This window comes from Pseudobacter sp., from assembly GCF_051955275.1.
In the GTDB taxonomy this organism is placed as follows: domain Bacteria; phylum Bacteroidota; class Bacteroidia; order Chitinophagales; family Chitinophagaceae; genus Pseudobacter.
In genome coordinates, this window is the sequence record NZ_JBQCGW010000175.1 from 1 (window position 1) to 15,367 (window position 15,367).

Annotated in this window: 12 protein-coding genes and 1 tRNA gene; 2 read left to right on the forward strand and 11 right to left on the reverse strand. The window is 47.1% G+C overall.

The genetic code is table 11. From position 1 onward, the window contains the following. The 9 genes from ACTHMC_RS14975 to ACTHMC_RS15015 form a co-directional block, all read right to left on the reverse strand. Nucleotides 1-1,211: DUF4302 domain-containing protein (locus ACTHMC_RS14975; protein ID WP_440414199.1), on the reverse strand; the 1,211-nt coding region annotated here is incomplete at its 3' end. A 20-nt stretch (nucleotides 1,212-1,231) separates the two neighbouring features. Further along, on the reverse strand, nucleotides 1,232-2,089 hold the full coding sequence (locus tag ACTHMC_RS14980; RefSeq protein ID WP_440414201.1) for a zinc-binding metallopeptidase: 858 nt from the start codon (nucleotides 2,087-2,089) through the stop codon (nucleotides 1,232-1,234). Between the two features lie 19 nt (nucleotides 2,090-2,108). Further along, the gene (locus ACTHMC_RS14985; RefSeq protein WP_440414203.1) at nucleotides 2,109-3,563 is read right to left on the reverse strand and encodes a RagB/SusD family nutrient uptake outer membrane protein; all 1,455 of its coding nucleotides are present in this window, start codon (nucleotides 3,561-3,563) and stop codon (nucleotides 2,109-2,111) included. 16 nt (nucleotides 3,564-3,579) lie between these two features. Continuing rightward, nucleotides 3,580-7,173, reverse strand: a complete 3,594-nt coding sequence (locus ACTHMC_RS14990; protein WP_440414204.1) for a SusC/RagA family TonB-linked outer membrane protein — start codon at nucleotides 7,171-7,173, stop codon at nucleotides 3,580-3,582. Nucleotides 7,174-7,334: 161 nt separating this feature from the next. Then, the gene (locus tag ACTHMC_RS14995; RefSeq protein ID WP_440414206.1) at nucleotides 7,335-8,531 is read right to left on the reverse strand and encodes a FecR family protein; all 1,197 of its coding nucleotides are present in this window, start codon (nucleotides 8,529-8,531) and stop codon (nucleotides 7,335-7,337) included. Nucleotides 8,532-8,613: 82 nt separating this feature from the next. Then, nucleotides 8,614-9,192 carry an RNA polymerase sigma factor gene (locus tag ACTHMC_RS15000; protein WP_440414207.1) on the reverse strand — a complete coding sequence of 193 codons (579 nt, stop codon included), beginning with the start codon at nucleotides 9,190-9,192 and terminating at the stop codon, nucleotides 8,614-8,616. 76 nt (nucleotides 9,193-9,268) lie between these two features. Continuing rightward, on the reverse strand, nucleotides 9,269-10,615 hold the full coding sequence (locus ACTHMC_RS15005) for a Fic family protein (protein ID WP_440414209.1): 1,347 nt from the start codon (nucleotides 10,613-10,615) through the stop codon (nucleotides 9,269-9,271). A 73-nt stretch (nucleotides 10,616-10,688) separates the two neighbouring features. Next, nucleotides 10,689-10,762: transfer RNA gene (locus tag ACTHMC_RS15010), tRNA-Arg, on the reverse strand. 185 nt (nucleotides 10,763-10,947) lie between these two features. Continuing rightward, nucleotides 10,948-11,910, reverse strand: a complete 963-nt coding sequence (locus ACTHMC_RS15015) for an arginase (RefSeq protein WP_440414211.1) — start codon at nucleotides 11,908-11,910, stop codon at nucleotides 10,948-10,950. Nucleotides 11,911-12,193: 283 nt separating this feature from the next. Between ACTHMC_RS15015 and ACTHMC_RS15020 the strand changes: the two genes are divergently transcribed. Next, nucleotides 12,194-12,667, forward strand: coding sequence for a 23S rRNA (pseudouridine(1915)-N(3))-methyltransferase RlmH (locus ACTHMC_RS15020; RefSeq protein ID WP_440414212.1), 474 nt, complete (start codon nucleotides 12,194-12,196; stop codon nucleotides 12,665-12,667). An 84-nt stretch (nucleotides 12,668-12,751) separates the two neighbouring features. Then, nucleotides 12,752-13,393 carry a rhomboid family intramembrane serine protease gene (locus tag ACTHMC_RS15025; protein WP_440414214.1) on the forward strand — a complete coding sequence of 214 codons (642 nt, stop codon included), beginning with the start codon at nucleotides 12,752-12,754 and terminating at the stop codon, nucleotides 13,391-13,393. Here ACTHMC_RS15025 and tilS read toward each other — a convergent pair. Next, nucleotides 13,379-14,719, reverse strand: a complete 1,341-nt coding sequence (tilS, locus tag ACTHMC_RS15030) for a tRNA lysidine(34) synthetase TilS (RefSeq protein ID WP_440414215.1) — start codon at nucleotides 14,717-14,719, stop codon at nucleotides 13,379-13,381. The genes ACTHMC_RS15025 and tilS overlap by 15 nt on opposite strands. Nucleotides 14,720-14,875: 156 nt before the next feature. Beyond that, a complete protein-coding gene (locus ACTHMC_RS15035; protein WP_440414217.1) occupies nucleotides 14,876-15,190 on the reverse strand; it encodes a tetratricopeptide repeat protein in 315 nt (104 codons plus the stop codon). Between the last annotated feature and the right edge of the window lie 177 nt (nucleotides 15,191-15,367).

The window sequence follows — 15,367 nt, forward strand, 5'->3', positions numbered from 1 at the left end:
ATATAATCATTCAATACTTTGAAACCATTGGCTACCACACCACCGTTACCATCCTGTGTAACAAAAGTGAATTTGGCTTCCCCATTGGCATTCACCGCCATATTGTACGTATACGTTCCATAGAACCAGCTGGTATTAGCTGCATTGTGATAACGGTACCGCATCTGCATCTGTGTGGCGGAAGGGAACAGGATATCCAGCCAGTCGAATACACGGCCGGCATTGCCTACAGCGGCCAGTTTGGTCCTGCACTCATCCCACATGGATTTGAAGATCGCCGACTGATTGGCGCTGGAAGCGAAATAAATATCGGTGTACTTGCCTCCGAGCTGTGATACCAGTGCTGGTGTAACCGGCAAGGTCAGCACTGTTGGTGAATTCTGTACATCCAGTCTGTCGTTCCCCACTTTCACATAAAAGATGCTGTTGTCTGCATCCCAGTAGATATCACTGAAACTATAGTTCTTGTAAAGGATCGGCGTCAGCAGATGCAGGCTGGTGCCGGTAAAATAGAAGGTAGAGCTCAGCGTGGTGATCTTGTTATCGTTCACATATTGCATGTTGAGCACCTTGCCAGCAGCATTCAAACCGAAAGGGATTTTCACGCCATCGGGGAACTGCACATAGAGGTAGGGATTGGCGCCAACAAAAGTAACAGTGGAATTGATCAGCGCATTGAGACCACCGGCCAGGTAAGAGTCCTGGTCATCCTTCGTGGCCTTGGACAAAGACATTACGCTTCCGAATTTATTACCCACCAGCGTGATGGAATCAGCAGAAGATTCCATTACAGAAAATTCAAAATCCGTGGTCAGGCCGATACCGGTAGTTCCGCCGCTCACTGCCGGATCAGGATCGGAGAGCTGGTGGATATACGTATAGGTGTCGAAGATCAGGGAAGGCCGTTGCAGGGCTTTCATTCTCCAGGTGCCTTTGCCGGATTGTGTGGCGGTAGCCGATTTGAAATCGGTGACCATTTCCACATAACCATCAGGTGTGAACTTAAGATAGAAGAAATAGGCGCCCTTGCCGTTACCCGGCGTCAGTACGGCTTTCCAGCCATTGGCGCTACCTACGAGGTAACTGCTGTCTGCTTTCATGATGGCAGACAAACGCTCATCCACCGTTTGATCGAACACCCGGTCTATTTCAACTTTTTTGCAGGCTGCTGACAGCAACAAACCCGCTAAACATATTTTGATCAGTTTCATTGTACAATGCATTTAGAAGGTTAATTGAGGATCTGTAAGAGATGCAGCCTGGCCCTGTTGCGCAGGGTATACAGGTTGATATTGAAGTTCTGTTTGAGATAGTTCACGATGGCCGCTTCCTTTTTGCGGAACAGTGCCTGCGTGGTGGCGGTTTGCGCCGTCACTATCTTCTCATAACCTCCCTCTCCTTCCGTGAGCATGATGGCGATCATCTCGGCCATGTCTTCGCGCGGTTCAGCCATGGCATAGGGCGTGATGAATCCCGCAGCCCTCGCATTCACATCCGTAACAGCGGCCCAGTCTGATGTGTAGCCGGATGGCGTGATGGTGCCATATTCAACCGGAGGCACAACGGTCTGCTGCAGGATATGCACAAACTCATGCTGGATGGTTTTGAGCACACGCTTCACAAATACAGAGTCCTTTACGTTCAGCTGGTTCACGCGATAGATCGTTACTTTCCGGCCGCTCTCCGCTTCCCCAAGCTTTACAGTTCCATTGGTATTATAAGCCACAGAGCCCACCAGGCTGTATTGTTTAGGGCAAAACAGTTTGATGAAATTATCGCTGATCTCGTCTTTGTACACATCTATCCATCCCTTCTTCACGATGCGCATCATCGGCACCACTTTCTCAATATCCGGCGGCACCAGGGTTTTATCGAGGTCCAGTTCAAAAGCATTCCAGCGATAGGTCACTGAAATATTGTACGGTGTGGTGAGCGTGTCCTGGATCCATTTGTCCACTTCCGTGGCAGGCCATCTGTCGCCTCCCAGTTGTTCAAGGCCATTGGTATTGAGCGCATCTTCTTTTCTGCATCCGGTTCCCAGTACCACCAGTACCAATGCAGCAGCTATGAATTGATTGAATCGTTTCATTTGTTCGGCAGTTTTTGGGTTAGCGTGGATTGGGTTGAAGTCTTCCTACGGAAATAGCTTCCTGGGGGATCTGCACTACTTTACGCAGGTCTTTCGCGTTCAGGGTGAATTCCTGATCGGTAATGGTCCTGTGGGTTACAGGCAGATCGTAGCGGATGATATCGAACCAGCGCAAACCTTCATGTAAGAACTCGATCCTCCTGAAATCCAGCAGGGTCTTGATCAGCCCATCTTTAACGGTAGGCTGGTTATTGTAGGTCATGGCGCTTTCTTCCGTTACGTTATGCGTTGCAGGGTTGTAACTTTTGATCCGCCCGCTTACCCAGGTATTGATGTCCTTTAGAGCAGCTGTGTTGTTTTCAAGGTACACATACGCTTCGGCACGGTTGAGCAGCACTTCCTCGATGGTGAGCGCCGGGAACATCACATAACCCACACCAGTAGACGCAGTGCTGTAAATAAAGTTCTCATTGTACTTGGGCGTGGCATTGTACAGGCCCGAGCTCCAGGTAAACCACCTGTATGCATAGGTTCCTTTGGTAATGCCTGTAAGCCCTTTCAATACGTTGGCGATATTGGCGCTGGTAGCGTAACGCACCCCGCGGTAATCCCTTGCCCACCAGCTGGTGGTCTGGATCAGCAGCAGGTTGGCCTTGCAGGTGGAAGCATTCATATCTGTACTGATCTCGGTGGAAGAAGCAGCAGTCTGGTAGGTAGTGAGCCAGGGGCGCATATTATCCAGCCATGCTTCAGAAGGCAGCACGAAAGCAGCATACTGCACTGTTTTCGCATAATCCTTTTTGTAGAGGAAGAACCTGGTAGCAAAAGCGTACGCCGCCTGTTTTGTGAAATGGAAACGGGGAACAGTGTACAATTTATCCTGGATAAGAGGAAGACCTTCGAGCAGGTCTTTCTCCACTTTGTCCCAGGTGGCTTTCACAGTACTTCTTTCATAATATTTGTTCACCACGGTTTCGGGCTCGGTAACATAAGGAATGCCGAGGTCCTGGTCCGCAGTGGCAGGATCATACATTTTGGAGAAGATGGTGGCCAGCATGAAATGCGCATATGCTCTTGCCACGAGCGCTTCTCCTTTCTGTGCTGTATAGTTCTCCGGGTCCGGCGCCTTGCCGATGGCGTCAAGCGCCTGGTTGGCCTGTGAAATGGCCTTGTAACAGGCATTCCAGTAATACTCCGGTGTATCCTGGTTGGTAGCGTCCACATTGTTCCAGAAATAAGAGTCTGCATTCTGGTTGCGGGCAGTACCTGTACCGATGTCAGTTACATTGTCCGTCATGGCTTCACAGAAGGCGGCATAGGTGGCTTTGGGATAAGCATTCACCAGTACCTGTGTAACCTTTTCAGGTGTGTTGAGCGTTGAACGGTTATCTGGAACTTTTTCCAGGTATTTTTCGCAGCCGCTGAAGCCAAGTGCTGCTATTCCGAGGGTTGTATAGAAAAGTGTTTTTTTCATTTCGAGGATTTTCCGGTTAGAAGTTCAGTTTGAGTGAAGCAGTGAGCTGGCGGGGCATTGGCAGCGCCACACCACCAGAAGTAAAGAACTCAGGGTCCTGACCCTGCAGCTTTTTATCTGCATAGATGAGCCAGATATTGTTGGCCAGCAGCGAAAGTGATGCGCCTTTGGCACCAAACTTCGCAGCAATGCCGGGCCTGAGATTGTACCCCACTGAAATGGTCTTCAGTCTTACGAAAGAACCATCTGCCACGCGCACATCCGAATAATTGTAATTGTTGTAAGGGTAGGAACTGCTGAGCTGGAAGTTCTCATACTGTGAAATGATGGAAGGGATATTGGTATACTTCTCATCTCCGGGAACGGTCCAGCGGTTCACGAACTCCCTGGGCAGTGCATCGATATCAGCATAACGCGGCCTGAAAACCGGGCTCATTCTCACTTTGCTGCCCAGCTGATAAGTAACCAGGAAACTGAACGTGAAATCTTTCCAGCTTACATTGTTCAGGAAACCACCATTGATCTTGGGATCAACGGATCCTTCATACTTCAGGTAACTGGTATTATTGCTCTGCAGGTATACGTCCATATTTTCTTTTCCGGATTCATCGATGAAGCCCGGCATACCATTGAAAGGCGACAATCCGATGAACTGAATGGAGTACAGGCCGCGCACAGGGCCTCCTTCCAGCGCTCCACCTTCAGGGATCACCAGGTCATAGATGCGTGGGATGTTCTTGAGGTTGGTAATGGTGTTCTCATTGTAAGCGAAAGTGAGGTTGGTGCTCCATTTCCAGTCCCTTGTTTTGATCAGTCGCGTTCCGAAAGTAACTTCTATGCCTTTGGAATCCATATCAGCGTAGTTCGCGATCTTGTAAGCCTGTCCACCAATGCCGGCTGTTTTGAGCGTACTGATCAGGTCGAACGAATTGCGTTTGTACACATCCACTGACACGTTGATCTTATCGTCCAGCATACCGATGTCAACACCCAGGTTGGCAGTGTATTGTTTTTCCCAGGTGAGCTCGGAGTTCTCGAGACTGGAGATATTGATCTGTGTTTCTTTGTCGGACAGGTTGGTGCGCAGGGTTGTTCCGGTAGACAGTACGATGCTGCTGTTGGTGGCGTTGGGCATGCTGGCCGTTAAACCATAGCTGGCCCTCAGTTTGAGGTAATTGATCTTCTCAACATTCGCCATGAAATCCTCTGCGTCTACATTCCAGGCGCCACCGAGTGTCCAGGTAGGCAGCCATCTTGCCTGGCGGGAACCGCCAAGCTGGTTGGAACCGTCGTAACGCACGGTAGCGTTGAAGATATACTTATTGCTGAAAGCATAGTTGGCATTACCCATGAAAGCAACAAAACGATCATGCTTTACGCCCATGCCATAATAGGCATTGCCCTGTTCCAGCAGGTCTTTGATGATCTGATAATCGGTAACGGCAATGCCGCCGCCATCATAGAGATACCCGAAACCTTTATTGAAGGAGTTCTGACGGTCTGCATACCTGATCTCCTGTCCCACCAGTACGTTCACATTGTGCTTACCACCGAATAGCTGATTGTAGGTAAGATTGTTGCGGATGCTGAAACTCTTCAAGGTATTCTCCACCCTGTTGTAGAAACCACCTTCGGGCAGCACAGAGATAGGAATGCTGTTGGGCCTTTCGGGTGGTGTGTAGAGATAATGATTCTCGTCGATAAAGGCCGGATCGTTGGCACGGTAGGCGCGGGCCACGTTGGAGTATTCCGTTACACGCTGCTCCTGGCCTGTTCTCACATAGCGGAGATTACCAACGGCATTGAAAGTAAAATGCTTGTTGATCTTGAAACCGAGTTCGCCCTGCATTTTGAGATCGAGCACGTTGATATCGATGGTATTGTTTTCCAACTCGTTCAGGATATTGAAGGGAGCATAGTTGCGGGTGAAATATTCCAGCTTGCCATTCTGATCGTAGGGAGTGATGGTGCGACTGGTGTTCAGCGCATAGCTGTAGGGGTTGATATCGAAACCACGTTCGTAGCTGCCGCTCACCACATCGTCTACGCGATCATTGGTGCCGGGCGCCTTCTGCTCGCGGATGGAACCGGTAGTGATAAAACCGAGCGTCAGCTTCTTACCTACCTTGTAATTACCGCGCATGTTGATGGTGTAGCGTTTGGTGTTGTTGCCAAGCGCCCAGCCATTGTCGCCGAAATAACTGGTAGAGAAATAGAACTGGCTGAGGTCATTACCGGAGGAGATATTCAGTGAATGTTCCTGGGATAATGAATTCTTGAACAGCACATCGAACCAATCAGTGTTAGCCAGTGCATAGCGTGAAAGGAAGGCCTGGCGGGCTTCCGGGGTATTCTGCAGACCATAGACGCCTGAAGTGGAATCATACAGGTTGATGAGTTTGTACATTTTATTGTACACACCGCCGTTGGCGGAAGCGGCCAGTCTGCTGTTGATGAGGTAACCTTTTCTGTCGAGTTCATCATACACGCTCATCTGGTCTGCCGAGTTCATGATATTGAAATCATTGTAACTGGGTTTCAGCATGCTGCTGAAATTGCCGGTGTAGGATATCTGTGGTTTACCGCTCTTTCCTTTTTTGGTGGTGATCACAATCACACCGTTCATGGCGCGGGCGCCGTAGAGGGCCGTTGCAGAGGCGTCTTTCAGGATATCGAAAGACTCGATATCATCCACGTTGATACCGGCTACAGAAGAACCGAGCAATGTATTGGCATCGCCGCTGCTCAGTTGATCGTTGCTGATATTGATCACATCTTCCAGCGGAATACCATCCACCACCCAGAGCGGTTTGTTATCACCGGAGATGGAAGTAGCACCACGAACGCGCACTTTGGGAGCGGCCCCGAATGTGCCGGACACGTTCTGAACAGACACGCCGGCAGCACGACCTTCCAGCATACGGCTCACATCGCTGAAGCCATCCACTTTCACTTCATCGGCGCTCAGTTTGGTAGTGGCGCCGGTGAATTTTTTCTTTTCGATATTCTGGAAACCGGTGACCACTACGGCATTGAGGTCTCCGGCCTGTATGGTCAGACTGACGATGATATTGTTCTTGTTGGCTTCGGTAACTTTTACGGACTGGTGTTTGTAACCCAGCATGGAGAATTCAAGCACATCACCCAGCTCAACGTTCTTAAGCAGGAAGGAGCCGTTTTCCTGGCTCACCACTCCTTTGCCGGACTTGCCTTTTACCATTACTGCTACACCTGCGAGGGGAGCGCCTTTCTCATCTCTGATAACGCCCTTCACATCCACGGGCGGAAGATCTGCCAGGACCGGCGCGGGATGGCGCTTTTCAGGGCTCATCACGATGGTTTTGTCGATAATGGTGAAAGTGTAACCGGTGTTGCGCAGTACAGTGTTCATGGCGTCTTCAACAGAAACATTCTGTACATTGACGCTGACCTTTCCTACTTTCCGGGCTTCTTCGTTATCGAAGAGGAAGAGGATGCCGCTTTGTTTCCGTAGTTCTTTGAACACCTGTGAGAGGTACACGTTTTCCATGCGGAGACTGACTTTCTGAGACAGTCCCACTTTGGCGGAGAGGCTCAGTGTGGTCAGTAAAAGCAGTGTTGTTAGCTTCATAACCTTAAGCAGTTGGTCAAACAGGACAATACGCCGCTCCTGTTTGTGGTTCATCACAAAAAGCATAAATTTGAATAGTTTGGGTTACAATGAATGAATACGTCGTTTCCTGAACATCTTGCCATCCGGTTGCACCCGGATGGTTTTTTATTTTATTCTTTTCAGTTCTTTTCCGATACACTGACTTTTATACTGTTCTCTTCAATGGTGAATCCTACTCCTTTGGTGGCTGACTCCAGCATTTTCAATACTTCGGAGAGGTTCACGTTACGGCGGACCACACCGGTGAGGTATTTGTCCGGCACCTGCCCTTCCACCTGAACACCATACCAGCGACCGAGTTGACGCAGGATATCCCGCAGGTGATCTTCCTCAAAATCGAAGATGCCGTTCTTCCAGGCCACTACCCTATCTGTCTCCACTGTTTTCAGTTCCAATTTATCTTTATCGCTTACAGTGAGTTGCTGACCGGGCTTCAGTGTTTTTTCTTTTCCGCTGGCAGTCACTTTTACAATGCCATTCACCAGTGTAGTGCGGATATTTTCTTCATCGCCATAAGCACTCACGTTGAAGCCTGTGCCCAATGCGATCACAGTCACCGGCTCTTTGTTATTCATCACTTTCACAACAAAATGCCTGTTGGGATTATGTGCCACATCGAAATAGGCTTCGCCCGTTACTTCCACTGTTCTGTCCTCTCCGGTGAACACTACCGGGAAACGAAGGCTGGATGCGGCGTTCAGCCATACTTTGGTACCATCGGAAAGTTCCAGCTGGTAGGTTCCTCTGAGTGGCGTAACGATCTTATCATAACGAACGCTGCCACCGGTATGCTGCACATGACGGTAAGAGATGAGGCTGTCCTGCTTGATGATCTGCCCATTTAGTGATCTATCCAGCAAACCATCGGAAGCAGAATCGAGCACCACCATAGAGCCTTCACCGATCATGAGTACGGCAGTATTGGTACCAGGACTGATATCCTTTTTTGTATTGTTGCTGGCTATCTGTGCAGGGGCCGTTTTTACAGATTGCTGGTTGTTGAACAACCACAACAGGCCTGCTGTGAGCACCACAGCAGCAGCAACGCTCCAGCCGAGGATCCTGTAAACAGATGACCCTTTGCGTTCGGGGATAACCGCTTCCGTGTGCAATACTTTTTCAAGGATGTCTGCTGCTTCATCCTGCGACAATACTGCCAGTTCATCCGAATATTGTATCCATGCTTCTTCCAGCAGGGCTTTCAGCCTGGGATCGTATTCAGCCTGGTTGATCATTTCCATAAGGCGGTCCACCTCTTCAGCGTTGGCTTCGCCCTTGATATACTTATGGAATAATTGTGAAAATTGAATGGCCATAGTAACGGGTTGACAGGAGATACCCTGTACTATGATGACAACCGGCAGGAACGAAAGAGGTAATGCGTTTAAAAAAAAGTTTTTAGAGGCTGCCGGAGATAAGTAAGGCGAGCATCCAGGCATTGTGCTGGTGCAGGAAACTACGTAAAGAACGGAGTGCTAGCACCATATGCTTTTTAACTGTTTCCAGGGAAAGCCCCATGGCCTCAGCGATCTGTTCCTGGCTAAGCCCCTGTTCACGGCTAAGCTGGTAAACTTTTTTCTGTTGGGGGGGCAATTGGTGGATGGCTTTATTGAGCAGGGCAGCCATTTCGCGATAGTGGACAATTTCTTCTACGCCGTTGGAAGATTCATTTTGTTGTTGGGCGATAGCTTTGGTATGCATATGATCCCGCGCCAGTTGCTTGAGCTTGTTGAAAGCCGTGTTGCGGCAGATCACGAAAATGTATGCTTCAAACTGCTGTACTTCGGCAAGGGCGGCGCGGTTCCTCCAGATCTTGCTGAATACATCCTGTACCAGGTCCTGTGCGATGGCGTGAGAGCGGGTGATGCGGAACATATAGGCTGCAACATCATGGTGACATGAGTGGAAGAGCTCACTGAAAGCGGTTTCATTACCTTCAGCTATGCTGTGCAGTTGTTTAGTAGATATGGGACGCATGAGCGCTAAAAATATAAAAAAGATGAATGCGTGGGTGGGTGGGAGAGAAAAAAAATATTTATGCTATCACAACCCCTTAATGATCACTCGCTTGCTTGACAAGATTTAATACTTCTTTGATTTGCGGTGCGATCAAATTAAGTCTTTCAGGCTTCGAAAGTGTTTTAGAGTAAGGGTATATAACGTCAGAGCCAAGTGAAGAAGAGACAATTCTCACATGAAATCTTTCAAAAAAAACTTCTAATCCAATTATTATTCGAAATTGTTCTACCGCTGTTTTTAGTCCATCGAATGCAAAAGAATACCTTGCATCCATAATAAGAGAATTTTTACCTTTTTCAATTTTTAAAATTTCCTTCATCAAGGATTGAAAGCTTTTCTCTTCTGTAATTAACCTCACTCCCCTTTTTTCGGTTCTAATCATTATAGTTCTTTCATTTCTTAAGAAAAGCTCACTCAACTCGCTGCACCTGAGGTCAATTTCTTCAAATAGCGGAATGATGTTTCCTTCAATAAAATGATAAATACTATCATGCAATCCATTCGCGGCGATTACAGTATTCTGTTGATGTTCTTTTTTTAGTCGTGCTATTTCTTTATCGATATCCTCCGGTTCATCAATACTTTCACCTTTTGCGGCTTTCAGTTCCAGCTCCAAAGACCAGATTTGCTGCTGAGCAATATATTCCCAGAATGCTGCCCTATCGCCTGCATCAGCTTTCTGCAAAGCAGTAAGATAATTTTCTTTATCAGCGCTTTTGATAATGATGGGAGTATACCCGTGCCTCATCAGAACATAATTGACCAACAGCCTGGCAACTCTTCCATTTCCATCATCAAAAGGATGGATCCTGATAAAACGATAATGTAACTCAGCAGCCAGGTATACCGGGTGTTGAATCTCATTTTCTTTATACCAATCCATTAATTCCTGCATCTCCCTGGGAGTTTCCTCCGGAGTAGCATAATGGAACATTTCACCCGACTTCAGTCTTACAGAGTTAGGGTACTGTTTATAGTCTCCCACAAGAATCTGCCTGCGGGTTGGTTGCCCATCGTATGTTAAGGCTTCTTTCCAATATGGCTTGACCAGTATGATCCTGTTCAGGTTCTTGATATCAGCTTCAGAAATATCTCTTTCCTTATCTGCCGCCCAATCCCTGACCATGTGTATGGCAACATCATGAGCCTGCATTTCGTCATACTCTCGTTTCTGGTGATCACCTGTTGTTTTATCATGTAATAAAAGCAACATGGTCTCACCATATGTGAGCGTATTACCTTCAATATGGTTTGAATTAAAGTCCCATTCAAGGCGGAGTTTCTGCCACAACTTATCTTCAGCTTGCCTGGAGAGAGGACGCATATCATCCAATTGGGCTTTCAGCTGATTGACTTTGATAATATTTGCTGGCTCAGTCATAATTGATGCCGATAAGTTAAATCAATACATCAAAAGAAAAAAGGAAAAGATCAATTGACCTTTTCCTTTTTTGTGACTCTGTCAGGATTCAAACCTGAAACCTTCTGATCCGTAGTCAGATGCTCTATTCAGTTGAGCTACAGAGCCTCTTGATTTTCACTGACTTCTTTTTGTCATCAGCGGGGTGCAAAAATAAGATTATTATTTATTCCACCAAACAGAATCTTCATTTTTTTTGACAAAATGTTGATCCTTAACCCATAATCAACTTAATCACTGCTTTGAAATGCAGTCCCAGCAAGGAAGATAGCCTGATGGGCTTTTACAGAATTTTACTGATCATTTTCTCTTAAAAAGGCAATGGCTTCTTCAATCACACAGAAAGCCGCTTCCGCCATCCTGTTTCCTTTGTTGTCCAATAATGGATTTACTTCAACCACTTCCAGGCAGATCGCTTTTCGCGAAGAGATGATGCCTTTGAGAATGGCTATCACTTCATCCGGATCAAAACCTTTTTCCACAGGTGTGCCGGTTCCATAAGATACCATATCGCAATCCATACTGTCCACATCAAAGGATACATAGAGCATATCACATGCTTCCAGTTTCCTGATGGCTTCCTGCATGCAGGTATCCATTCCCCGAAAACGGATCTCGGAAACCGTATAATTTTTTATACCTGCGTTTGAAATCAGGCAGTCTTCAGCAGATTCAGTGTCTCTTACACCAAAATAGATGAGATGCTGCGGCAGCAGCTTTGCTCCTTTAATTCCGATATTTTTAAGATCATTCCAGAAACCAATGGTTTCTTCTTCCACTCCATTGATCCCGCAATCGAGGTTGTCTTCATTCAACGCCGCTGCCAATGGCATGCCATGGATATTTCCTGAAGGAGACGTGTAAGGAGAATGAAGGTCGGCATGTGCATCGATCCAGATCACGCCCAGCGTTTTTTCCGGAAAGGCTGATTTGATCCCGCTAATGGTTCCCACCGCAGATGAATGATCTCCGGAAAAGACCAGCGGAAAATAGCCTTCTCCGAGAGCAAGAGCCGTTGCATCGGCAACACGGGTGCATTGCTGAACCACATGCTCGATACGCTTGGCGAAATTATTTCTTACTTTATTGTAGATCGTTTCGTTGTGCGTTTTTACATCAACGAATGGAAATATATTGAAGAAGTCGCTTCCTTTATTGATCGCTGCCACTTCAATGGCATCGATGCCCAGATCTGAGCCTCTTGTGCCGGCTCCGATATCCGACCTGTTTTTAATAAGTTTGATCCCCCTGTTCATATACACAGCAATGGTTGTTAGAATTTACAAGCAATAGCTTGTTTGAATCTCAACATAAGGCAATTTTACCAATTATTACTTTTGCTATTGACAAAACCTGTTGTTGCACGTGCGAGCTATGGTATACATTCTGTGAAACAGGCACGCATTCATAATCCAGTCAGGCATAACGTAAAAACCATATCTTTGTTCACATACCACGAACATAAACAATTCATAATGAACGGTAAAAACTGACAATTCCGTACCATTTCATTTAAGATCCCCTGATAATATTTGCATCATGAAACTCCATTTCTGGACAATCGGTAAGAAACACGAAGGCTATGTAGAAACCGGCATCAGCGATTTCACCAATCGTCTTTCCAACTACTACCCCGTTCAGTGGAATATCATTCCCGGCCCGAAGAACGCCGCTACCCTCAGCGAATCCGATCTCAAAAAAAAGGAAGGCGAGATCATCCTGGGCATGTTACAGAAAGACGATTACCTGGTTGCACTGGATGAAAGAGGCAAACAATTCAGTTCGGAGAAGCTGGCGCAATTCATTGAAGCCAGGGCTTCGGACAGGGTGAAGAACCTGATCTTCCTCATTGGAGGCGCTTACGGGATCGATGAAGCGGTGATGAAGCGCTCCAATTACCAGTGGAGCCTCAGCCAGCTGGTATTCCCGCATCAGCTCGTAAGATTGATACTTGCAGAACAGGTCTACCGCGCCTGCACCATCAACCGGAACGAGAAATACCACCACAAGTAAGAAATCCCCATTGAAATCTTCAGGTATTGCACACAGGTATGAATATTCTACTTTTTAAGTAGATTTGTTTTTTAATCATTATTCATGAGCATTACACTGATCATCATTATCATAACCGGAATTGTATCGTTCACGGCATTCACCAATGATAAAGTGTATAACGACCTTATCTTTTATCCACCGGCTGTCACTTACGACAAACAATGGTACCGCTTCTTCAGTTGCGGCCTGATCCATGCAGACTGGATGCACCTCATCTTCAATATGTGGGCATTATACCTGTTCGGCACCGCACTGGAACAGGCTTTCATCTCCGTGTTCGCGCAAATGGGCAAGATCTTTTACCTGCTTCTGTATATATCTTCCCTGTTCTTCTGTCTGATTCCAACCTATGCCAGGCACAAAAACGACAGCAGTTACAGAAGTCTCGGCGCTTCAGGAGCCGTATCAGCCGTGATCTTCGCGTGCATATTGTACCTGCCGCTCATGAAACTGCGTTTCTTCTTCATCCCGATAGATATCAGGGGATTCATTTTCGGCGCTGCCTACCTGATCATCTCTTCTTATCTCGATAAAAGGGGTGGCGATAGAGTGAATCACTCTGCACATATCTGGGGAGCACTGTATGGTATCGTATTCTTTATAGTGATGGCATATGCTTTCTCCAATTACCCCGTATTGGAAATGTTCATCGGACAGATCAAATCCTGGTTAAATGAGTTCTGATGTAATGTGCAGTATCTGCTGAGTGGAGTTGGTGATCTTGTAACGGTCATCTATCCGTAAACCTATCACCCAGATGATGGTCTTGTTCATTTCCAGCACCCATACTTTCTCTTTTGCAGTAGCACTGAGCTTCTGATCGATGAGAAAACGGGAAACTTTCTTTTTCTTCTGCATACCCAACGGATAGAAATAATCTCCTTTTTTCCAGGGCCGGAGTATCAATGGGAATTTGAGATGTTTGGCATCCAGCGCAGCAATGCGGGGATCCGTATTTAATGTATGAGCTGCGGCTTCCATCATATTCAGCCTGATGCTGCCACCAGGATACGATACGGTATCCGGCGCTTCTTCCACCAGCACCAGTTGCGGGGTATCCGTTACCACGGGAGCAATGATCAGCCATTTCCGGTTCCGGATCACACGATGCGTGGCAGACTGCACATATTTTCCGGACCCGCTGTTCAGCAAAGCCAATACTTCGGGGGTCTGTGCAGGTGAGAATCCGTATCCTTTGATGATCTCATACACGATGCTGTGCAAAGGCTCCGCCTTCGCCAGTTTCAGAACAGGAATATGCACTTCATTCCCCCGCACTTCGATCAGCTTCTTCATGTGTATGTTGATGGCCTGCCGGTACAGGCTTTCTATATCCCGGAATCTTTCAATATTGTCAGCCAGGTTCTCAGACACCTGCGGATAGATCTCTTTTACCAAAGGGATCAGCTGGTGACGGAGGAAATTCCTGGTGTATTTATCAGATGCATTGGAACTGTCTTCCACCCATTGTAATTTTTTTTCAGTTGCATACTCCTGCAATTGAGCACGGGAAGCAAATAGTAAAGGACGGATCAGTTTTTCCTGTTTTGGCAGAATGCCTCTCAATCCCGCAATGCCCGTGCCTTTGAAAAAGTTCATCAAAAGCGTTTCAATATTATCGTCCCGGTGGTGGGCGGTGAGGATAAACTGAGCCACCGGAAATTCAGCGTTTACCAACGAAAAGAACCAGTTGTATCGAAGTTCGCGGGCCGCCACCTGAACGGAGAGTTTTTTCGCATCCGCGTAGGCGGTAGTATCAAACTTTTCAATCAGCAAAGGGATATTGTATTTAGAAGACAGGCTGCGGACGAATTGTTCGTCGCGGTCACTTTCTTCACCCCTTAATTGAAAATTACAATGCGCCAGCACCACATCAAATCCTGCTGACACACAGAGATCGGTCAGCACCACGGAATCGAGCCCGCCGCTGACAGCGAGTAGTAAGCTGCTGTTGGCAGGGAAGAATTGTTCTTCTTTGATGTATGATTTGAATGATGCTGAAAGATCCATTGAAACAATTCAACCATTTATTAAAACGGGGACGAGAGTTGAACTCGTGACCTTTTATGAATATTCTGTTTGTTATCCGGTGAAAGTACCGGGGACGGGAGTCGAACCCGTACGGTAAGTACGGGAATTATGCGGATGCACAAGATACAAAACTCCCTACTCATCCAGCAACTCATCCCAGGCCATCCTCAACTCATTCATCGCATGCCGGTCACCCGCCTTTTGTGCCGCCTTGAACCCCTTCTCATACCATTCCAACGCCTCCGCCCGCTCTCCCATTTTCTCCAACAACCTGGCCAGCTGATAATAACTCCCCACATAGCCCGGATCCCGCCCCAATAGCGTCTCCAGCACACTTCTGGCCTCCTTATCCGCCCCCTGCCCCAGCAATTCCATGGCCATGGCATGGTTCAGAAAGCTGTCATCAGGGCTTACAGCCAGCATCTGCCTCAGTTTATCAATCCTTTCCATCTTTTTACCACAATTAAATTTTACTAATCCTTTCAAAACTATCTTTGCGGCACTTATATTTGTTATACGATTGGTTGCATAAACAACCATCTGCCAGTAATCTAAATACAATCTTAAATACTTATCTAATGAAGAACTTATTATGTATCATCAAAAAGACGGACACAACTGCAAAAA

What these genes read in the sequence shown, in the direction of transcription:
- ACTHMC_RS15015 (WP_440414211.1), bottom strand. Translation starts at nt 11,910, where the DNA reads ATGAACAGGGGGATCAAACTTATTAAAAACAGGTCGGATATCGGAGCC.
- ACTHMC_RS14990 (WP_440414204.1), bottom strand. Translation starts at nt 7,173, where the DNA reads ATGAAGCTAACAACACTGCTTTTACTGACCACACTGAGCCTCTCCGCC.
- ACTHMC_RS15035 (WP_440414217.1), bottom strand. Translation starts at nt 15,190, where the DNA reads ATGGAAAGGATTGATAAACTGAGGCAGATGCTGGCTGTAAGCCCTGAT.
- ACTHMC_RS15020 (WP_440414212.1), top strand. Translation starts at nt 12,194, where the DNA reads ATGAAACTCCATTTCTGGACAATCGGTAAGAAACACGAAGGCTATGTA.
- tilS (WP_440414215.1), bottom strand. Translation starts at nt 14,719, where the DNA reads ATGGATCTTTCAGCATCATTCAAATCATACATCAAAGAAGAACAATTC.
- ACTHMC_RS14995 (WP_440414206.1), bottom strand. Translation starts at nt 8,531, where the DNA reads ATGGCCATTCAATTTTCACAATTATTCCATAAGTATATCAAGGGCGAA.
- ACTHMC_RS14985 (WP_440414203.1), bottom strand. Translation starts at nt 3,563, where the DNA reads ATGAAAAAAACACTTTTCTATACAACCCTCGGAATAGCAGCACTTGGC.
- ACTHMC_RS15025 (WP_440414214.1), top strand. Translation starts at nt 12,752, where the DNA reads ATGAGCATTACACTGATCATCATTATCATAACCGGAATTGTATCGTTC.
- ACTHMC_RS14980 (WP_440414201.1), bottom strand. Translation starts at nt 2,089, where the DNA reads ATGAAACGATTCAATCAATTCATAGCTGCTGCATTGGTACTGGTGGTA.
- ACTHMC_RS15000 (WP_440414207.1), bottom strand. Translation starts at nt 9,192, where the DNA reads ATGCGTCCCATATCTACTAAACAACTGCACAGCATAGCTGAAGGTAAT.
- ACTHMC_RS15005 (WP_440414209.1), bottom strand. Translation starts at nt 10,615, where the DNA reads ATGACTGAGCCAGCAAATATTATCAAAGTCAATCAGCTGAAAGCCCAA.